Source organism: Lentzea sp. NPDC054927, from assembly GCF_053610285.1.
In genome coordinates this window covers 290,333-310,485 of the sequence record NZ_JBSGXZ010000003.1, presented here as the reverse complement: position 1 = coordinate 310,485, position 20,153 = coordinate 290,333, and the positions used below count along the sequence as shown (strand labels likewise).

Annotated in this window: 16 protein-coding genes; 10 read left to right on the top strand and 6 right to left on the bottom strand. The window is 70.1% G+C overall.

All coding sequences use genetic code 11. The features are described from left to right. Positions 1-5 precede the first annotated feature (5 nt). The 6 genes from gntD (ACWGE0_RS07690) to ACWGE0_RS07665 are packed head-to-tail and all read left to right on the top strand — an operon-like array spanning position 6 to position 7,063. Entirely contained in the window at positions 6-1,016 is a 1,011-nt protein-coding gene (gene gntD / locus ACWGE0_RS07690; RefSeq protein WP_452260127.1) for a guanitoxin biosynthesis L-enduracididine beta-hydroxylase GntD, read from the top strand. A gap of 14 nt (positions 1,017-1,030) precedes the next feature. Further along, on the top strand, positions 1,031-2,878 hold the full coding sequence (locus ACWGE0_RS07685) for an ABC transporter ATP-binding protein (protein WP_452260126.1): 1,848 nt from the start codon (positions 1,031-1,033) through the stop codon (positions 2,876-2,878). Beyond that, positions 2,871-4,655 (top strand): ABC transporter ATP-binding protein, encoded by a 1,785-nt coding sequence (locus tag ACWGE0_RS07680; protein ID WP_452260125.1) that lies wholly within the window; start codon positions 2,871-2,873, stop codon positions 4,653-4,655. The genes ACWGE0_RS07685 and ACWGE0_RS07680 overlap by 8 nt, the downstream gene beginning before the upstream one ends. Positions 4,656-4,669: 14 nt before the next feature. Beyond that, on the top strand, positions 4,670-5,788 hold the full coding sequence (vioD, locus tag ACWGE0_RS07675; RefSeq protein WP_452260124.1) for a capreomycidine synthase: 1,119 nt from the start codon (positions 4,670-4,672) through the stop codon (positions 5,786-5,788). Continuing rightward, complete coding sequence (gntD, locus tag ACWGE0_RS07670; RefSeq protein WP_452260123.1) at positions 5,775-6,806, top strand: guanitoxin biosynthesis L-enduracididine beta-hydroxylase GntD; 1,032 nt, start codon at positions 5,775-5,777, stop codon at positions 6,804-6,806. The genes vioD and gntD (ACWGE0_RS07670) overlap by 14 nt, the downstream gene beginning before the upstream one ends. A 26-nt stretch (positions 6,807-6,832) precedes the next feature. Further along, on the top strand, positions 6,833-7,063 hold the full coding sequence (locus ACWGE0_RS07665) for an MbtH family protein (RefSeq protein WP_452260122.1): 231 nt from the start codon (positions 6,833-6,835) through the stop codon (positions 7,061-7,063). Positions 7,064-7,124: 61 nt separating this feature from the next. Here ACWGE0_RS07665 and ACWGE0_RS07660 read toward each other — a convergent pair whose 3' ends face one another. Further along, positions 7,125-7,250, bottom strand: a complete 126-nt coding sequence (locus ACWGE0_RS07660; protein ID WP_452260121.1) for a hypothetical protein — start codon at positions 7,248-7,250, stop codon at positions 7,125-7,127. Between the two features lie 151 nt (positions 7,251-7,401). Here ACWGE0_RS07660 and rox point away from each other — a divergent pair, with 151 nt between their 5' ends. Beyond that, the gene (gene rox, locus ACWGE0_RS07655; RefSeq protein ID WP_452260221.1) at positions 7,402-8,829 is read left to right on the top strand and encodes a rifampin monooxygenase; all 1,428 of its coding nucleotides are present in this window, start codon (positions 7,402-7,404) and stop codon (positions 8,827-8,829) included. 6 nt (positions 8,830-8,835) lie between these two features. Here the strand turns inward: rox and ACWGE0_RS07650 are convergent, their stop codons facing one another. Together ACWGE0_RS07650 and ACWGE0_RS07645 are read right to left on the bottom strand one after the other, a co-directional pair. Beyond that, positions 8,836-9,585, bottom strand: coding sequence for an SDR family NAD(P)-dependent oxidoreductase (locus ACWGE0_RS07650; protein WP_452260120.1), 750 nt, complete (start codon positions 9,583-9,585; stop codon positions 8,836-8,838). A 101-nt stretch (positions 9,586-9,686) separates the two neighbouring features. Then, positions 9,687-12,410, bottom strand: coding sequence for a helix-turn-helix transcriptional regulator (locus tag ACWGE0_RS07645; protein ID WP_452260119.1), 2,724 nt, complete (start codon positions 12,408-12,410; stop codon positions 9,687-9,689). A gap of 99 nt (positions 12,411-12,509) precedes the next feature. On the opposite strand from ACWGE0_RS07645, the gene ACWGE0_RS07640 reads away from it, so the two are divergent. Then, positions 12,510-15,305 (top strand): BTAD domain-containing putative transcriptional regulator, encoded by a 2,796-nt coding sequence (locus tag ACWGE0_RS07640; RefSeq protein ID WP_452260118.1) that lies wholly within the window; start codon positions 12,510-12,512, stop codon positions 15,303-15,305. On the opposite strand, the gene ACWGE0_RS07635 is transcribed toward ACWGE0_RS07640, so the two are convergent. The 3 genes from ACWGE0_RS07635 to ACWGE0_RS07625 all read right to left on the bottom strand — a co-directional run bounded on the left by ACWGE0_RS07635 (position 15,283) and on the right by ACWGE0_RS07625 (position 18,255). Next, on the bottom strand, positions 15,283-15,681 hold the full coding sequence (locus ACWGE0_RS07635; protein ID WP_452260117.1) for a Calx-beta domain-containing protein: 399 nt from the start codon (positions 15,679-15,681) through the stop codon (positions 15,283-15,285). The genes ACWGE0_RS07640 and ACWGE0_RS07635 overlap by 23 nt on opposite strands. Positions 15,682-15,754: 73 nt before the next feature. Beyond that, the gene (locus ACWGE0_RS07630) at positions 15,755-16,696 is read right to left on the bottom strand and encodes a hypothetical protein (protein WP_452260116.1); all 942 of its coding nucleotides are present in this window, start codon (positions 16,694-16,696) and stop codon (positions 15,755-15,757) included. 80 nt (positions 16,697-16,776) lie between these two features. Next, the gene (locus ACWGE0_RS07625) at positions 16,777-18,255 is read right to left on the bottom strand and encodes a hypothetical protein (protein ID WP_452260115.1); all 1,479 of its coding nucleotides are present in this window, start codon (positions 18,253-18,255) and stop codon (positions 16,777-16,779) included. An 86-nt stretch (positions 18,256-18,341) separates the two neighbouring features. Here ACWGE0_RS07625 and ACWGE0_RS07620 point away from each other — a divergent pair, with 86 nt between their 5' ends. Together ACWGE0_RS07620 and ACWGE0_RS07615 are read left to right on the top strand one after the other, a co-directional pair. Then, the gene (locus tag ACWGE0_RS07620; RefSeq protein WP_452260114.1) at positions 18,342-19,487 is read left to right on the top strand and encodes a sensor histidine kinase; all 1,146 of its coding nucleotides are present in this window, start codon (positions 18,342-18,344) and stop codon (positions 19,485-19,487) included. Then, positions 19,484-20,140 carry a response regulator transcription factor gene (locus ACWGE0_RS07615; RefSeq protein ID WP_452260113.1) on the top strand — a complete coding sequence of 219 codons (657 nt, stop codon included), beginning with the start codon at positions 19,484-19,486 and terminating at the stop codon, positions 20,138-20,140. The genes ACWGE0_RS07620 and ACWGE0_RS07615 overlap by 4 nt, the downstream gene beginning before the upstream one ends. Positions 20,141-20,153 lie beyond the last annotated feature (13 nt).

The following is a 20,153-nucleotide window of genomic DNA, read 5'->3' as shown; positions in this document are numbered from 1 at the left end:
AGTCCTTGTCCACGCCACAAAGGATCTACCACCTGTCGGCTGAAGAGGCCGCCGAGGTGGAGAACCTCACCCTGCGCATCGCCAAGGAGTACACGGGCCCGGAGGACGAGCAGCTGCTGCGCGACCTGCCGCTGCTCGCCGCCGAGTTACCCGTGGGCCAGCGCCGTTTCCTGCGCGACTTCGCGCTGGAGGACCAGCTGGGCTACTGCGTGATCCGCGGTCACGCCCTCGACGACGCGCGCATCGGCCCGACGCCGCAGCACTGGCGCGGCCGGCCCACGCCGACGCCCGAGTTCGCCGAGGAAATCCTCATCCTGCTGCACGGCTCGCTGCTCGGTGAGCCGTTCGGTTGGAAGACCCAGCAGGACGCCCGGCTCGTGCACGACATCTTCCCCATCAAGGGGTTCGAGACCGAGCAGATGGGGATCGGCAGCACCGACACGCTCACGCTGCACACCGAGGACGCGTTCCACCCGTGGCGCGCGGACTACCTGCTGCTGGAGTGCCTGCGCAACCCCGACAAGATCGCCACGATCGTGTCGGAGCCGGATCTGACGTCGCTCGACGCCGAGCACCTCGAGCTGCTGCACGAGCCGAACTTCCTGATCCGGCCGGACGACTCGCACCTGGCGAAGCACAACGTCACCAAGGGCGTCGACGCCGAGTTCTCCGAGATCGACGAGATGAAGGCCGACGACAACCGCGTCGCCGTGCTCTACGGGTCGCGCAAGCACCCGTACATGCGTCTCGACCCGTACTTCATGGAAACCCCTCGCGATCCCGCCGCACGCGAGGCCATGAACGCGGTCAACGAGCTCCTGGAAGCGTCCTGTTTGGACGTCGCCCTGGAGCCGGGCGACATCCTCGTCATCAACAACCACCGCCTCGCGCACGGCCGGCAGGCGTTCCAGGCCCGCTACGACGGCACCGACCGCTGGCTGAAGCGGGTCAGCATCACCACGGACCTGCGGAAGTCCCACGAGCGGCGCACCTCGGCGACCGCACGTCTCATCTGACGGATACGGAACCCATGCCCAACCCGCTCCACAGCCTCCCGCCCACCGCCAAGGGCATCCTCGCCGTCCTCAGAGTCCTGCCGCGGGTCAGCCGCCCGCGCACGGCACTCCTGGCGGGCGGGGTGGCGGTGAGCGCTGTGCTGCCCATCGGGATCGCCGTCCTCACCGGTCTGCTCATCGGCGCCATCCCCGGCGCCGCGCGCGACGGTGCGGACTCGGCCGCCGCCGGCCGGGTGGGCACCCTGCTGGTCGTCGTCGCGATCGCGATCCTGGTCGAGCGCCTGACGTCCCCGCTGCTGCGCGCTGCGGTGTCGACGCTCGGCCGCGACGTCGACCGGTACCTGCAGGAGGTCGTCCTCGGCGCGCTGGCCCGGCCCAGGGGCATCGCGCATCTCGAGGCGCCCGACGTGATCGACGACGTCCGCATCGTGCGGGGGCTCGGCATGAGCGCGCACCGGCCGGGCCAGACCGTCGAAGCACTGCCGGAAGTGCTCACGTCGTGGCTGCGCGCCATCGGCTCGGCGGCCGTGCTCACCTGGTTCCACTGGTGGCTCGGCCTGCTGTGGCTGGTGGTCTGGCCGATCATCGTCTACCGGATGCAGCGCGACTACCTGCGCGTCGGCGAGGAGGGCTTCGGGCAGAGCGCGCAGCTGCGCCAGGCCGAGTACGTCCGGGACCTGGCGCTGGATCCACCGCCTGCCAAGGAAATCAGGCTCTGGGGGATCCTCGACTGGCTCGTCATCCGGTTCGACACGTTGTGGCAGGCGGGTGTGGGCCCGATCCGCCGGGCTCGCCGTCCCCGGCCCGGCATGGTGCTCGGCTCCGCGTCCGCGATCCTGGTGATCAACGTGCTGTCTTACGGTCTGCTGGCTTATGCCGCGGTGCAGGGAGATCTGACGCTCGCGGCCCTTGCCGTGTTCGTGGAGGCTCTGGCCAACGCGAACGAGTACGCGGTCGGTGACGAACACCTGTACCTGTCGCACGCCGCCGTCACCGTGCCCAAGGTGCTCTCCCTGGAGAAGCGTCTTGCCGACAGCTCACCTCCGGAGTCCGGGCTTCCGGTCGGTGCGGACGTTCCCGAGCAGGAGATCCGCTACGAGGGCGTGGCGTTCCGCTATCCCAGTTCCGAGCGGGAAGTTCTGACCGGACTGGACCTCGTCATCCCCGCAGGCCAGTCGCTGGCGATCGTCGGTGACAACGGCGCGGGCAAAACGTCGTTGGTGAAGTTGCTCGCCGGCTTCTACGAGCCCACCGGCGGCAAGATCACCGTCGACGGCGCCGACCTGGCGAGTCTCGACCCCGAGGCGTGGCGCAGGCGGGTGGCCGTGCTGTTCCAGGACTTCACCCGCTACCACCTGCCGGTGCGCGACAACATCGGACTCGGCGCTCCCGAGCACGCGGGCGACGAGGACATGCTGCGCCGCGCCGCCGACCGGGCCGGGATCGGTGACCTGATCGACTCGTTGCCGAACGGCTGGGACACCGTCCTGTCGCAGGCCTACACCGACGGCGTGGACCTGTCGGGCGGGCAGTGGCAGCGCGTCGCACTGGCCCGCGCGATGTTCGCCGTCGAGGCGGGCGCCAAGGTCCTCGTGCTCGACGAACCCGCTGCCGCACTCGACGTGCGGGCGGAAGCCGAGCTGTACGAACGGTTCCTGGACCTGACCAAGGGCCTCACCACGATCCTCATCTCGCACCGCTTCTCCACCGTGCGGCGCGCGGACCGGATCGTGGTCGTGTCCGACGGCCGTGTCATCGAGAACGGTGGCCATGACGAGCTGATGGACCTCGACGGCCGCTACGCCCACCTGTTCCGCCTGCAGGCGGAGCGTTTCCAGCCCGCGGAGGGCAGCGATGCGTGACACCTGGCGGGCCTTCGTCACCACCATCAGCTTCGGGTTCCGCGCGGCGCGCTGGTACGCGGTGTTCCAGATCATCACCGAGATCGCGCTCGCGCTCACCGGGCCCCTGATCGCCTACAGCGCGGGTGTTCTCGTCGACGCCGCCCGCGTGGGCGATCTGAACCTCGCGCTGACCGCGGGGCTCGGCATCGCCGCCGCCACCGGGCTGCTCGTCGTCGGTCAGTACTACAACGCCCACTGCGTGTTCGCGGTGCTCGAACGCACCCAGGCGTTGTCCGACCGGACGTTGATGCGGCTGCTCGGCGGGATCGACAGCCTCGCCCCGCACGAGCACCCCAAGTACCTCGACCAGATCCAGCTGTTGCGCGAGGAGCGCGAGAGCCTCGCCGAGATGACCAACGCCACGGCCGGGCTGATCAGCGCGTTCGTCGGCTTCGGCGCCACGGCGCTGCTGCTCGCCGATGTCCATCCCGCGCTGATCTCGTTGGCACTGCTGGCGTTCATCTCGCTGTGGATCACCAGCCGGGCCAACGACCTCGCCGCCGACGCCCAGGAGGACACCGGCGAACCCGAACGGCTGCGCCGCCACCTGTTCGACATCGGCACGACCGCCGGTGCGGGCAAGGAACTGCGCGTCTTCGGGCTCACCCGCGAGCTGATCCGGCGCCACCACCAGGTGTCCGACGTGGTGCTCGACACCCGCAACCGGGCTGCCTGGCGTGGCGCCGCGCTGAAGAGCATCGACGCGGTGATCAACGCGGCCGGGTTCGTCGGCGCCATCGCACTGGTGGTCTGGCTCGCGATCGAGGGCCGGGCGACCCCCGGCGACGTCGTCATGGTCGTGGCGCTCACCATCGAGATGGCCGCGGTGGTCGCGTCGTCCGTGGGCTACAGCGGGGATTTCCTGTGGTGCCTCAAGCAAGCCCGGCGTTACGTCTGGCTGGAGCGCTTCGCCGCGAGCGCCGGCAAGCGCCCGGCCGAGCCGTCCGCCCCGCCCGTGTCGTTGAGCCGCGGCATCGACCTCGCCGACGTCACCTACCGCTATCCCGGCAGCGACCGCGCTGTCCTGGATGGAGTGTCGTTGCACCTGCCCGCCGGGTCCGTGGTGGCGTTGGTGGGGGAGAACGGCGCGGGCAAGTCCACGCTCGTGAAGCTGTTGTGCGACTTCTACGAGCCGGACGGTGGCGAGATCCTGATCGACGGCGTCGATCTGCGCCGCATCCCCACCCGCGAGTGGCGGACCAGGCTCAGCGGCGCGTTCCAGGACTTCGTGGAGCTGCAACTGGCGGCCCGCGAGGCCGTGGGCGTGGCCGACACCGCTCTGATCGACGACGACGCCGCGTTGCACGGAGCACTGGAACGTGCCGGTGCGGCGTCCGTTGTGGACGGTCTGCCGCACGGCCTCGACACCCAGCTGGGCCGGGCGTGGGACGGCGGTGTGGAGCTGTCCGGTGGCCAGTGGCAGAAGGTGGCGCTCGCCCGCGGCCTGCTGCGCACCGACCCGTTGCTCGCGGTGTTCGACGAGCCGACCGCCGCGCTCGACCCGCAGACCGAGCACGCGCTGTTCGAACGCTTCGCCCAGGCGGCGCGCGCCGGAAAGTCCCGGGGAACCGTGACTCTTCTTGTGTCGCACCGCTTCTCGACCGTGCGGATGGCCGACCTGATCGTCGTCCTCGACGGCGGCCGCGTCCGTGAAATGGGCAGCCACGAGGACCTCATGGCCCGCCCCGACCTCTACGCCGAGCTGTACGAGCTGCAGTCCTCGGCCTACCGCTGAAAGGAGCCGTCCTGATGAAGTTCGAACCAGCGCCCCTCGAGGACTGGATGCGTCTGTACTACTTCGCGGTGGACGACGACATCGGCAGCAGCGGGGTCGAGGACTACTCGCTCGCCGAACTGCGAGCCATGCTCGGCATCGACGCCGGCGAGCTCGACGCCGTGGTGTTCCGCGACAGCACGTCGTTCGGCAGCGAGGAAGTGCGCACCGCCATCGCCGCACAGTGGGGGACCGGCGACCCGGATCGGGTCATGGTCACGCACGGCGGCAGCGAGGCGATCTACCTCGTGCTCAGCACCTTGCTGGAGCCGAGCGACGCCATCGTCGTCACCGAGCCGACCTATCACACGCACACGTCGATCGCCCGGACGATGGGCTGCGACCTGCGCGTGTGGCCGCTGCGGCCGGAGAACGGCTTCCGCCCCGACCTCGACGACCTGCGTGCGGTCGTCGACGGCGCCAAGGCCGTGGTCGTGAACTTCCCGCACAACCCGACCGGCGCGTCACTCACCCCGGCCCAGCGCGACGAGTTCGTCGCCATCTGCGCGGAAGCCGGCGCGTACCTGGTGTGGGACCAGGCTTTCCGCGAGATGGTCGTCGAGGGCGAGCCGCTGGTCGACCCGGTGCACGACTACGACAAGGCCATCTCCATCGGCACCCTGTCGAAGGGGTACGGCCTGCCGGGGCTGCGCGTCGGCTGGGCGATCGGGCCTGAGGACGTCCTGCGCGGCACCCTCGACCTGCGCGACCGCATGACGCTGCACCTGTCGCCGCTGGTCGAGCTGCTCGCCACCCGAGTCGCCCGCAACGCCGGCCTGCTGGTCGGCCCGCGCATGGAGCAGGCCCGGCACAACCTGGGGCTGCTGCGCCAGTGGGCCGCGGACCACCCGGACCTGATCGACCTGCCGGAGCCGATGGGCGGCGCGTCCACGTTCCCGCAGCTGTTGGGCCACAACGACACCACCGACTTCTGTCACGACCTGGCCCGAGAACACCGCACGCTGCTCGTGCCGGGGTCGTGCTTCGGGGACCCGACCCGCGTCCGGCTGGGCTACGGCGGCCCCACCGCCTCGTTCACCCGAGGCCTCGACACGCTCGCACTCGCAGGGGAGAAAGCCCGTGTTCAGAATTGACCTGTCCGAATCCGACGTCGCCGAGGCCGACGCCCTCGTCGCCACGCTGGCCGAGCGCTACCGCACGGTCGAGAACCCGGCGTTCGTGCGCGAGGCCACCGTCATCGCCCACGAACTGCCCCGCGCACTGCGCGCGGGCCTGATCGAGTTCCGCCTCACCGAGCCGCACCCGCTGTGCGTGGTCGGCGGCTACCCGATCGACGACGACCGGATCGGCCCCACCCCCGCGCACTGGAAGGACTGCGGCGGCGAGGGCAGGCCCACGCTCGCCGAGGACCTGTTCTTCTACCTGTGCGCGTCGCTGCTCGGCGACCCGATCGCGTGGTCCACCCAGCAGGACGGCCGGCTGCTGCACGACGTGTTCCCGATCAAGGAACACCAGTACGAGCAGCTCGGCTCGGGCAGCGAGGAACTCCTCACCTGGCACATCGAGGACGCCTTCCACCCCATGCGCACGGACTACGTGGGCCTGATGTGCCTGCGCAACCCTGACGGCGTCAACACCACCTACGGCTCGCTGGAAGGCATCGACCTCCCCGCCGACGTCGTCGAGGTGCTGCGCCAGGAACGCTTCCCGATCCGCCCGGACCGCTCCCACCTCGCCGAGAACCGCCAGCACGACGACGGCGACGAGCAGCTGCGCCGCCTGCGCGACCGCAGCTACGAGTGGATCACCGGCCTGGACGCGAACCCCGAGCCGATCGCGGTGTTGTTCGGCCCGCAGGAGGACCCGTACCTGCGCCTCGACCCGTACTTCATGGAGGTCCCGGCCTCCGACCCCGAGGCCGCCGCCGCGCTGGACACGATCGTCAAGGCGATCGACGCCAACATCGCGGGTTACGCCCTGAAGCCGGGCGAGGTCCTGTTCCTCGACAACTACCGGGGAACACACGGCCGTGAGCCGTTCACCGCACGTTTCGACGGCACCGACCGCTGGCTCACCCGCCTGAACATCGCCCGCGACCTCCGCAAGTCGCGAGCACACCGCCGCACCGCCAACGACCGCACCATCTACTGACACCATCTGATAAGAGGAGTTGTCCCATGCGCACAAGCCCTTTCGACGACGAGGACGGCCGCTTCTTCGTGGTGGTCAACGACGAGGACCAGCACGCCCTGTGGCCGGCGACGCTGGCCTCTGTCCCCGACGGCTGGACCGTCGTGCACGGCGAGGAGACCCGCCAGGCGTGCCTCGACTACGTGAACCAGCACTGGACCGACATGCGTCCTCGCAGCGTTCGCGAGCAGCTCGACCGCCAGGCAGCCGGGCGCTGACGACGCGGCACGGCCTGTCCCCCTCCGGTGAGACTCTGTTGGCGAATCCGCCCCGTCGCTGTCAGGCGGCGGGGCGGATGAAGCTGACGGTCCGACGCCGCCTCGCCCGGTTCTTGTGCTGGCCGATCGCTACGGAGTCGACCTCGTTGCCGAGTTCGCCGAGATGACAGACGGCATCGAGCAGCATCTCCGACTTGACGGAGGACCGGCACCGACTGATTGAACGCTTCGAATTCGCCATAAATCGCTTGCGGCAACACCCGGAGTACCGCACACTCGGCCGCCGACGTCAGGGTCTGCGGAATCCGAATTCAGCGAATTGGGCGAACGGGTGGTTCATGTTCGATGTGATCATTGTCGGGTGCGGGCCGACCGGCGCCATGCTGGCCGCCGAACTGCGGCTGCACGACGTGCGGGTACTCGTTCTGGAGAAGGAGCCGGAGCCCGCGTCGTCGTTCGTCCGAATAGTGAGTCTGCACATTCGCAGCATCGAACTCATGGCGATGCGCGGACTGCTGGACCGCTTTCTCGAACGCGGAAGGCAGCGCCCGGTCGGCGGCATCTTCGCCGCCATCCCCTCTCCCGCGCCTGAGGGGCTGGATTCCGCCTACGCCTATTTGCTGGGCATTCCGCAGCCGATCGTCGAGCAGCTGCTCGAAGAACACGCGGTCGAACTGGGTGCGGAGGTTCGCCACGGGTGTGCGGTGGCAGGGTTCGAACAGGACGCCGAAGGGGCGACCGTCGAACTGGCCGACGGCGAGCGGCTGCGGTCGCGGTACCTCGTCGGTTGCGACGGCGCGCGCAGCACGGTGCGCAAGCTGCTCGGCGTCGGCTTTCCCGGTGAGCCCTCGCGGAACGAAACGCTGATGGGTGAGCTGGAAGCAAGTGCGCCGGCGGAGGAGATCGCCGCCAAGGTGGCCGAAATCCGGGTTACCGACAAGGTGTTCAGTTTCGGGCCGTTCGGTGAAGGCATCTATCGCGTCGTGATCCCCGCTGTGGGAGTCAGCGAGGATCGCGCGGAACCGACGATCGAAGATTTCAAGACACAGCTGCGTGCCATCGTCGGGACCGATTTCGGCGTGCACTCGCCGCGCTGGTTGTCCCGCTTCGGCGATGCGACCCGGCAGGCCGAGCACTACCGGGTTGGGCGGGTGCTGCTGGCGGGCGACGCGGCGCACATCCACCCGCCGGCCGGCGGTCAGGGCCTGAACCTGGGCGTGCAGGATGCGGTGAATCTCGGCTGGAAATTGGCCGCGCAGATCCGCGGCTGGGCTCCGGAAACGTTGCTGGACACCTACGAGACGGAACGTCATCCCGTCGCCGAGGACGTCCTGAACAACACCCGCGCCCAGGTGGCGCTGTCGTCCACCGAGGCGGGTCCGCAGTCCGTGCGCAGGCTGCTCACCGAACTGATGGGCATCGACCAGGTGAACCGGCACCTGATCGAGAAGATCACCGCGATCGGCATCCGCTACGACTTCGGCGCGGGCCCCGACCTGCTCGGCCGCCGTCTGCCCGACGTCGACCTGAAACAGGGCCGCCTCTACGACCAGCTGCGTCAGGGCCGGGCCCTGGTGCTCGACCGCACCGAACGCCTGTCTGCCGAGGGCTGGGAGGACCGGGTCGACCTCATCGCGGATCCCACTGCGGCGCTTGACGTTCCGGCCCTCCTGCTCCGGCCCGACGGGTACGTCGCCTGGATCGGTGACGACCAGCCGGACCTGAACGACCACCTCACCCGCTGGTTCGGCAAGCCCGCCAACTGATGCAGGTCAGCCGTAGCACGCGCCGAACGAGATGTTGACCTGCGTCGAGGTGATGCTGCGGCCCTTCTCCGACGCGACGAACGCGGCGACGCTGCCCACGTCGGCCGTCGTGGCGGCGCGCTTGAGCGGCGACGCCCCGATGATGCCCTGCCTGGCGCCTTCCATCTCGGGGATGTCCGGGAAGGTGTCGATGATGCCGCCGGTCAGCAGGGTCACCGTGCGGATGCCGTGCGGTGCCAGCTCCACGGCCCACTGCCGGCGCAGCGACTCGACGGCGTCGAAGCCGATCTGCACGTTGCCCATGCCGGGGTTGATGTTCGCGGTGTCCGACCCGCCGAAGAACAGCAGCACTCCGGACTCCTGCTTCACCATGTGCCTGGCCGCGGCCTTCGTGGTGATGAGCTGCGTGGTCAGGGCCTTGCCGATGGCCGCGACGAAGTCGGGCGTCGAGATGTCGGCCAGCGGCTGGAAGATCCCCTCCAGGGTGATGACGTTGACCGAGATGTCCACGCTGCCGGTCTTCTCCACGACAGCGTCGAGGTGGTCGTTCACCGCGGCCGCGTCCAGCGCGTCGACCACGGCCGTCTCGGCCTGTCCGCCCGTGGTGCGGATGCTGTCCGCGACCGTTTCCAGCTTCGCCGGGGTCCGGCCGGCCAGGAAGACCCGTGCACCCTCGGCGGCGAAGGCACCGGCCATCGCGCCACCGATCGAGCCGCCGCCTCCGTAGATCACCGCGGTCTTGTTCTCCAGCAACATCTGCTTCTCCTTTTCGTTGCTGGAAAAGCTATGCCCAGGCCGGGTGGGTCCACATCGGTCACGTGACTGGCGTGCGACCCGGTGGGGGACCGGCGGTTAGGTCATCCGAGGCCGAGTTGTGTCAGTTCGATCCGCCGGGTGACGCCCAGTTTCGGGTAGGCGCGGTACAGGTGGTGGCCGATCGTGCGCGGGCTGAGGAACAGCTGCGCGCCGATCTCCTTGTTGCTCAACCCGGTGGCGGCCAGCCGGACGACCTGCACCTCCTGTGGTGTCAGGTCCTTCAGCGGGTCGTCGGCGTTCTGGTGCGCCGTCGGGCGTTCGCCGAGCGCGGTGAGTTCGTTCGTCGCGCGCTCCTTCCAGATCGACGCGCCGGAGCGGGTGAATCCGGTCAGGGCGGCGTCCAACTGGGTTCGTGCCTCGCCGCGGCGTCGTCTGCGGCGCAACCATTCTCCGTAGAGCAGCTGCGTTCTGGCCTGGTCGAACCGGCCACCGTGAACGGCGCACAGGTCGAGCGCCGCCAGGTAGTGCTCCTCCGAGTCCTCGAGCATCGCCTGGCAGCGCCGCAGCAACGCCATCGCGACCGGACTGTCCACGTGCACGGCCCACCGTTCGAGCGCCGCGAACGGATCGGCGGCGCGGTCGGGCGAGCCGTCCCGGACCGCCGCCTCCACCAGGTCCACGACCGCACGGATGAGGAAGTCGTTCTTCGCGGAACTCGTGCACACGGCGTGCAGCGCGTCGAACGCCGTGCTGTACCGCCCCGCGGCGAGATCGAACAGGCCGAGGCCCCAGAAGGTCAACGCGGTGCCGACGGCGTGCTTTCCGTCGAGAACTGAGAGCACCTCGGCGGCCAGCTCACGGCATCGCGGTTCGTCGCCCGTCACGGCGGCCAGCCACACGGACGTGGCCCGCAGCACCGCGACTTCCGTGTCCATGCCGAACTCGGTGCTGAGCGCCACCGCCTCGGCCAGGCTGGTGCCCGCCGTGAGGAAGTCACCGTGCAGCGCCTGGGCCAGCGCGGCGACCTCCTGCGCGTACGGAACCCACGTCAGCGCTCCGCTGGCGCGCACGTCCGCCAGCATCAGCTCCATCACCGCGATGGTCGCCTCGTCCTCGGCCAGCATCAGCCCGCTGAACCCGGCCACGACCCGGTGGATGACGTCCTGGTCCTGCTCGCGACCGATCTCGAGCATGTCGCGCAACGGACCGGCGGCGCGCTCCGGCCTGCCGCCGAGCAGATCGCCCCAGCAGATCTGGGCGTCCGCGGACGCCCGCAGCGCCGATCCCGGCTTCAGGCGCAACTCGGCCATCATCCGCCCGCCCTCTGCGACCAGCGGCAGAGCGCCCGCGTCCCGGCCGGCGCAGATCATCTCGGTGAGCATGACGACGGCCCGTTCGGGATCGCTGTCCAGGACCAGCCGCGCCGCCTGGCACGCCAGCGCCGCATCCGCCTCGGGAGACGTCCGCTCGTACTCGATCTGGCCGCGCAGCAACGTCACGTCCGCGATGACGCTCGGATCGGCGGTGAGGGACGTGACCTCCACGGCGAGACGCGCCGCGCGGTCGGGTTTGCCGGCGTCGTAGGCGGCGAGGGCGGCCTTGGCGATGCGCCGCGCCTTGAGTTCGGGGTCGATGCTCAACCGGCCGGCGCGGTCGTACGCGGCGGACACGGCCATGGCCCCGCCCCGCCGTTCCGCCCGCAGCGCGGTCCGTTCGAGCTCGGCGGCGACTGCCTCGTCCGGCTCGGTGGCGGCCGCCGCGAGGTGCCAGGCCCTGCGGTCGAGGACGTCCGGGGTGGTGAGCGCGTCGGCGAAGGCCCGGTGGACCGCGATGCGCTGGTGGTGGGTGGCGCACTGGTAGGCGGCGGCACGCACCAGCGGGTGCCGGAACGTCAACTCGCCGTCCACCACACTGATCAGACCGGCGCGCTCGGCCGCGTCCAGATCGGACGTGTCGGCGCCGACCGCGCGGGCGACGCGCAACGCCGTGTCCATCCCGGCGAAGCGGTCGGCCGCGGCGACCAGCAGGATCGACTGGCACGCCTCGGGAAGACCGACGATCTGCGCGCGGAACGTCTCCTGCACCCGCCGCGTCACCGGCAACGGGCCGACCTCGTGGGCAGGTTCTGCCCGGCCGTCGCGCTGCGCGGTCAGGCGCGCCGCACCGAGTTCGAGCAACGCCAGCGGGTTCCCGTCGGCCTCCTCCAGAACGCGCGCCCGCATCGGCGCCGTCAACCCCGGGCTGTGCTGGTCGAGCAGGCCGGCCGCCATGTCCGGCGACAAGCTCTGCAACCGCAATTCCTCGATGCCGTGCGTGTGAAACGGCACGGCCGTGTCGCGCACCGCGAACAGCATCGCTATCGGGTCCGCCTGGAACCGGCGGGCGGCGAACAGCAACGCGTCCGACGACCCGCGGTCCAGCCACTGCGCGTCGTCCACCACACACAACAACGGCTGCTCCGCCGCCAGTTCCGCGAGCAACGTCAACGTCGCCGCGCCGATCAGGAACGGCGTGGTCGCCGTGTCGCTGCTCAACCCGAACGCGCCGCGCAACGCGGCCGCCTGCGGGGCCGGCAGCAGATCGAGCCGGTCCAGGTAGGGGTAGAGCAGCAGGTGCAGGGCGCCGAACGCCAGCTCTGCCTCGGACTCGATGCCGACACCGCGCAACACCCGCATGCCCTGAGCCGTGGCCACGGCGTGGTCGAGCAGCGCGGACTTGCCGATCCCGGCCTCGCCTCGGACGACCAACGCCGTGCTGCGACCGGAAGACGCGTGCTCCAGTGATCGCTCGACGTGGTCCCGTTCCCCATCCCGGCCGACCAGCATGGCGCTGAGACTAGCTGCTGCGAACGCCTCGGAAACTGCCTGTCAGGTCCCACGATCAGCGCTGCCACCTGGGCATTGCGCGAGCTAACGTAACGCGATGTGGGCGCACCAGGCGGTGAGGTCCGGATCCTCGGTCCGGTCGAGGTGTGCGGCCCGCACGGCCGCGCGATCCTGAGCGGTGCGCGGCAACGCAGCATCGTCGCGGTGCTCGCCCTGCGCGTGGGCACACCTGTTCCGATCGACCGTCTGGTGGACGTGCTGTGGGGAGACGATCCGCCACGCACGGCCGTGCGGTCGTTGCACAGCCACGTCGCGCGGGTGCGGCAGGCGCTGGCCGACTGCGGCATGCCCGGCGCGCTCATGACCAAGCCGAGCGGGTACCAGCTCGACGCGTCGGTCGACGCGAAGGCGTTCGAACGCACCAGGGACCTCAGCCTGTGGCGGGGTGAGCCGCTGGCGGGCACGGAGCTGTTCGGCTGGGGCCGGGCAGAGGTCGATCGGTTGCGGGAACAGCGGATCGTCGCGCTGGAGGTGCACTGGGCCGATCGGCTCGACCGCCCAGAGGCGATCGAGGAGCTGGAACGGCTGGTGGCCGGTCATCCGACCAGGGAACGGCTCGTCGGCCTGCTGATGCGCGCGTTGCACCTCGATGGGAGGCACGCCGACGCGCTCGAGGTCTTCCAGCGACTGAGACAGCGGCTCGCCGACGAGTTCGGCGCCGACCCCGGGCCGGACCTCGCCGCCCTGCACACCGCCATCCTCCGTCGCGATCCCGTGCTGCACAGCACGAAACCCGTCCAGAAACCCGCTCAGCTGCCCGCCCGTGCCGGTCACTTCACCGGCCGCGCCGCCGAGTTCGCCGCGCTCACCGACCTGCCGCCGATCGTCGTCGTGTCCGGGATCGCAGGGGTCGGCAAGACCACGTTCGCGGTCGAGTGGGCGCATCGCGTCGCCGACCGCTTCCCGGACGGGCAGGTCTTCCTGGACCTGCAACGGCTCACGCCCGCGCAGGCGATGATCGAGATGCTGCACGGCCTCGGCGTCCCCGCGGACCGGGTGCCCGCCGACCCGGCTCCGCTGTACCGGACTCTGTTGCACGGCAAGCGTGTTCTCATCGTGCTGGACGATGTCAGACGCGCGCGGGACGTGCTGCCCCTCGTGCCCGGCGACCAGGGGAACCTGCTGCTGATCACGAGTCGCGACACGCTCTCGGCGCTCGGCACCCGCCACGCCGTGCACACCGTGCGTCTCGGCTTGCTGAGCGAACCGGAGGCGCACGCTCTGCTGACCGGCATCCTCGGCGAACCGAGGGTGCGCGCGGAATCCGGTGCGACCAAGGAACTCGCGGTCCACTGTGGACTGCTGCCGCTCGCGCTGCGCATCGCGGCCGCGCGCCTCGCGGTGCGGCCGCGCAGGCGGATCGCGGATCTCGTGCGCGAGCTGACCCGCAACGACCCGCTGGACGTGCTGACGGTCGACGGGGACGACCGCACGGTCCGCACCGTGTTCGCCAGCGCGCACCGCACGCTGAGCCCGCAGGCGGCACTGCTGTTCCGCGTGCTCGGCGAACATCCCGGCGCGAGCTTTCCGGCCGACCTCGCCGACGCGCTGGGCCCGGGTCTCGACGAGCTCGTGGCGTCACACCTCGTCAGCGAGATGGGGAACGGCCGGTGCGCGCTGCACGACCTGATCCGGCTGTTCGCCCGGCAGAGCGGTGACATCGGCGACGGGGTGGAGCGCCTGCTGGACCGGTATCTCACGATCGCCCACGCGGCCGGCCAGGTGCTGAACCCGCGCCACGACCTCGTGACGCGGCCACACTGTGACGATCTGCCGTTCACAGCAGACCGTGTCGAGGTGCTCGCCTGCCTCGACGCCGAACGCGACAACCTGCTGCACGTGATCCGGCTGGCAGCCAAGTTGGGTCTGCATCGCGAGACGTGGCAGCTGGCGTACCTGCTGACGAGCTACTTCGAGGCACGCGGCAACTGGGCGGCACGCGTCGAACAGTGCGAGCACGCCGTCCGGGCCGCCCGCGCGCTCGGTGACCAGCGCGCCGAGGCCGAGATGCTGCGCGGACTGGGCATCGCGTTGCAGATGACCTCGCGCATCGCGGAAGCCATGGTGGTGCAACGACAAGCGCTCGCCCTGGTGCGCGAGGCCGGCGACCTGCGCGGGGAAGCGCGGCTGCACAACAACATCGGCAACGCGCACTCGGAGCTGCGCGAGTTCGGTCTGGCGCTCGAGTCGTACCAGGCGGCGACACACGTGCACCAGGCGGCGGGCGACGAGGTGGGCGTGGCGCTGGCCCGGCGCAACCTCGGCTACACCTACGTCCGGATGGGGCGTCCCGAACTGGCGGCCTCACCGCTGTTCGCCGCGCTGGAAACCTTCCGCGCCAAGGAGAATCCGCGGCTGGAGGCGGCGACGCTGATGTCGCTGGGCAACGCCTTCCACCAGCTGGCCGATCTCGAGCCCGCGCTGCGCTACTTCGGCGACGCGTTGCGGATCAGCCGGGAAGTCACCGACCACCGCTTCGAAGCCGACGCGCTGACCGGAATCGGCGTGACCCAGCTCGCGCTCGGAGATCCAGCCGTGGCAAGGGAATGCCTGACGAACGCACTCGGCGTGTGCCGCGCGCTCGGCGATCGGCACCGCGAGGCGTCTACCCTGCGCCACCTCGGCGAGGCCGCCCTCGCACTGGACGACCTCGCCGCTGCCCGTGACCACATCTCGGCGGCGCTGGCGGTCCGCGCCCAGGCGCCGGACGAGTTCGAGCAGGCCCAGGTCCACCGCACCTTCGCCGACCTGGAGGGCCGGTGCGGGCGGTGGACCGAGGCTGCCCGGCACTGGGCTCAGGCCGTCACGCTGTTCACCTCCTGCCGCCGATCGTGAACACCGCGACGCGCTTGCCGATCTGGCCCTGCTTCACCGAGGTGATCTCCAGGGTGAACTTCTTCTGTTGCCCGGTCACGCGCAGCACCGTGTACGGCACCCCGGCCTGGCTCTCGCCCGCCTTGATCGTCACCGTTCCGCGTGGCATGGCCTGGTAGTCCTCGCCCTGCTTCGCGGTGCCGTCGACGAACTTGTAGGCCACCTCGACGTTCTGTTGCGCCGCGCCGTTGCGCAGTTTCAGCACCGCGGTGTAGGTGTCCGCCGTCTCGTGCACCGGACCGTCGATCGCGTCCACGACGACCGGGCAGTCCGGCGGGTCGCAGTCGGCTGCTCCGTGTGCGGGCACGATCCCCAGCAGAAGCAGCAGCAAAACCATGATCGTTCTCATTGACAACCCTTTCGGTGGGTCCGTCTCCGAAGAACGGAGACGGACCCACCGAGGTTGATACTCAGTCCTTTTCGTTGATCAGGTATTGCGCGCCACCGAGATCCGTGCCCTGGACGTCGACCTGGCGCACGTGCAGCTCTGCCGCTTCCGCTTCCTCGTCGGTCGCGAACGTCAACGCGGTCTGGACGCGCTCATCGGCCTTGAGCGTCAGACCGTCGATGCGGGCCTTGGTGTCGACGATCTGGAACTGCGTCTCGCCGACCTGCTTCACGCCGGTCGCCCGCCCGCCCGCGGCCTTCCACCGTGCGGTGAGCTCCTGGCCGAGGTCGATCGTGATCGTGCCGGCGAACGGCCGGGGCTGCTCGATGATCAGGTTCTGCCTGGCGTCGGTCCGTTCGGGGTTGCCGATCGTGTACGGCACGCGGACGGGTTCGAACGGGCGGACCCGCACGGAGTCGACGTTGCGCCACGCGATGTTGTTGTTCCGCTGGGCGTTGAGCTGGGTGTTGCTGCCCTCGGCGAACGTCATCGGGTCGGCGTTCGACACCCACCTGGCGAGCAGGCAGAAGTGCGCGGGACCGGGCACGTTCCAGCCGGGCCAGGTGATCATGACCGTCGTGCCGCTCACCGGCACCGTGGCGCCCGCGGTGCCGATGTAGGTCCAGCCGCCCGGCCAGGCCGTTCCTCCACCGAGGTTGCTGCGGTACAGCTGCAGGCTGCCGTCGATGTTGCCGATGGCGCCCGGCTTGCGTCTCAACGTGACGAACACGTAGTTGTTGACGCCCACGACTGGGTTCTGCGACACCGCGCACAGCACCGGCGTCGAGCACACCTTGATGTCCGGGCTGAAGTAGATGCTGCCGGCGCTGGGCTCGTTGCCGATGTCGCTCACGTTGTCGCGCATGTAGACGTCGCGTTGGAACGGCGTGGCGCTCACCGCCGGGGCGATGAGCGTCGCGACCGCGAGCAACCCCGCCAGCACCGTTGCCAGTTTGGCTTTCACGGATGTCCTCCCTCGGTTGGGATCTGCTGATCGAAGGAGTACCGGGGTGGCGTTGTGGCGACGTTGTGGTGACGTTGTCGCTAGCGCCAGTCGGTCTCCGCGGCCGGTGCGCGTCCGAGGGCTACGCGCACAGCTATGGCGGCGTATGCGCAGAGCACGAGGAGACCAGCCCACCACGGGAGCGGGAAGTACCCGGCCGAGGGCGCGTAGTGCGCGATCACCTGCGGGTACTCGACCATCGTCTGCTGCACGGCGAAGGCGGCGGCCGGGGTGATCCGGACCAGCCACTCGGAGACCGGGTCTGGCAGCAGTGGCAACGCCGTCGCGGCGCGGGGGAGGGCGATCAGTGACAGTCCTATGAGGACGGCCACCCAGCCGCGGCGCACCCACACTCCGAGCGCGTAGGCGAGAACGGCGCAGAGCCCCAGCACCGCCGCGAGGCCGACGATCACCCGCACGGTGGTCAGCACGGAGACCGACTGCATCGGGATGCCGTTGCTCTTGAGGATCGCCGTGCTCAGCGGGAGGACGACACCGGCGGCGACCAGGCCGGTGACGAAGGTGGCCGCCCCGACGACGGCCGCACGAGTGGCGATCACCGGCCGGGAAGCGTGGTCTTGTGCCGTGCGGGCGCCGTAGCGGGCCGCGACGACGATGACGATGATCAGCGCGATCACCAGGCCGCTCAAGGTGTTCTCGACACCACGTGCGCCCTGGTCGCTGACCGGGCCGATGTCGCCGGCGCCGCTGACCGTGACGACGCCGTCCTTCTCCACCGCCCCGGACGGGTTGTGGAACTTCTCCCAGTCCGTGTGGTTCATCTCGCCGACCGACTCGCTCCGCCACGTTCCGGTGCCGCCTTCGACGTGGTCGAAGACGCCGACGGCCTGGGTGAACCGGACCTCTTCGATCGCGCCGCCGAGGCCGATCTCGCGGAGGGTGAGGTCGCCGGGGGATGTCGCGAAGAGGCCGACCCGCACGGTGGCGGGGAGCCCGTCGAGCGTGGCGGTGCCGACGGTGTTCCAGTGCTCGCCGTCGGCCGACTCGGAACCGGTGATGGTGTCGCCCGCACGGGTCAGGCGCAACCAGCGCGGTGACTGCTCGGTCACGCCTCCCGTACTCCCTGCGACGTCGTGCCGGTAGTTGTGCTGGAAGCGCACGCCGTGGCTGCCGGTCGCCATGAGCGCCGCGTACTGGGAGCCCTGCCGCACGCCGTCCTTGACGATGATCCCGGTCTTCGCCCACGGCACGAGTCCCGCGACGATCTCGTCGTGGTCGGGCGGCGGATATGTGATCGTCCCGGTCATCGAGGTCAGCCGGACCGTGATGCTGCCCGTCTCGCCGAGGTCGCGATGCCGGAACCAGAACCCGTCGCTCACGGCGGAACCGTCGTCGGCGGTGGGAACTCCCGGGCACGGACCGTCGCACGACGAGCGGTTGCCCATGGCGTACAGCAGGCCCAGCGCGATGACGACGAGCGCCGCGGCGATCAGGGCGACGAGGCGGGCGGGGCGGCGGAACGCGGTCCACTCCCGCCGGAGCAGTTCGGAGGTCGGCATGGGGTCAGTTCTAGGCAGCGGCGGGTAACACGGCCCGAACCGCGCTTGTCATGCCGTTGTTAGGTCGGTCAGGGCATGCTGAGGCCATGATGGGGCAGCGCAGCGGAACCGTGCGGTGGCGGTTCACGATCTTGTACGCCGTCGTGTTCCTGCTGTCCGGCATCGGACTGCTCGTGCTGACCTTCCTGCTCTCCGGCGGCAGCTCGACCGAGGTCGCCCCGATCGGCGGTCAGCCCCCGCAGACCGGTCTCGCCGCCGCGGAGCTGCGAATCCGGCTGCTGCAGGAACAGCTGGACACCGTGCACCAGCAGCAGACCCGCCAGCTGCTGGCCGGCTCGGTCGCGGCACTGGTCGTGATGGCAGCGGTCTCCTTGCTGCTCGGCCGGGGACTGGCGCAGCGCGTGCTGCGGCCGTTGCGGCTCATCACCCGCGCCACCCGCCGCATCTCCGCCGACAGCCTGGACCAGCGGCTGGCTGTCACGGGCCCGGCCGACGAGGTGAAAGATCTCGCCGACACCATCGACGGCCTGCTCGAACGGCTAGAAGCCTCGTTCACCGCCCAGCGCCGCTTCGTCGCCAACGCCTCCCACGAACTGCGGACGCCGCTGGCGACGATGCGGGCCTCGCTGGACGTCGCGGTCGCCAAGCCCGATCCGGCCACCTCGACGCTCCGGCTGGCGGACCGCCTGCGCACCCAGCTGGACCGGGTCGATCACCTGCTCGACGGGTTCCTCGTGCTGGCACGGGCCCAGCACGGCGCTCTGGCCGACGCCGCTCCCGTCGACCTCGCTGATCTCGTCGCCGAGGCGGTGGAGGAACGGAACGCCGACGCGCAGAGCAAGGCCCTGACCGTGACCGTGGACCTGCCGCCCATGACGACTCGCGGCAGCCCGGCGCTGTTGGCGCGGCTGGTCGGCAACGTCGTCGACAACGCCGTCACGCACAACGAGAACGGCGGCTGGATCCGGATCTCCGGATCGGTGAGCGAGGAGGAGGCGGTGCTGGTCGTCGACACCGGCGGGCGAGCCCTCGACCAGGCGGACGTAGACCGCCTGATGCTGCCCTTCGAACGGCTCGGCACCGACCGCACCGGTTCCGCGGGTCTTGGTCTGTCCATTGTGGCCTCTGTCGCCACCGCGCACGACGGCCGCGTCGAGCTGCTCGCCCGGCCAGAAGGCGGCCTGCGCGTGTCGATCGCCCTTCCCACGGCGATGGCACCGGTGTCGGCATGAGGATCCTCGTCGTCGAAGACGATCACGCCCTGGCCGAGGTCGTCACCGAAGGGCTGCGCGACCAGGGCATGGCCGTGGACCTCGCCCACGACGGCCTGGCCGCCGTCGCCAAACTCGACCTCGCCGCCCACGACGTGGTGGTCCTGGACCGCGACCTGCCCGGCGTCCACGGCGACACCCTGTGCCAGATGATCACCGACCGGTCCGAACGGCCGATGGTGCTGATGCTGACCGCGGCGAGCGCCCCCGGCGACCGGGTCAGCGGCCTCACCCTGGGCGCGGACGACTACCTCGCCAAGCCCTTCCACTTCCCGGAACTGGTGCTGCGCATCCAGGCACTGGCCCGCCGCAAACCGCACGCCCGGCCCCGCACGCTGCACGCGGCCGGGATCTCGCTGGACCCGGTGCGCCGCACCGCCGTTCGGGACGGGCGGCAACTCGCCCTCTCGGTGAAGGAGTTCGCCGTGCTGGAGGCGTTGCTGCGGGCCAGTCCAGGATTCTTGAGCGCCGAGGACCTGCTCGAACAGGTGTGGGACGAGAACGCCGACCCCTTCACCAACACCGTCACGGTGACGGTGGGGCGGTTGCGGCGCAAGCTCGGCAGCCCGCCGGTGATCGCGACGACGCCGGGAGTCGGCTATCGCATCGCTTGACCGGCGGGCGCCG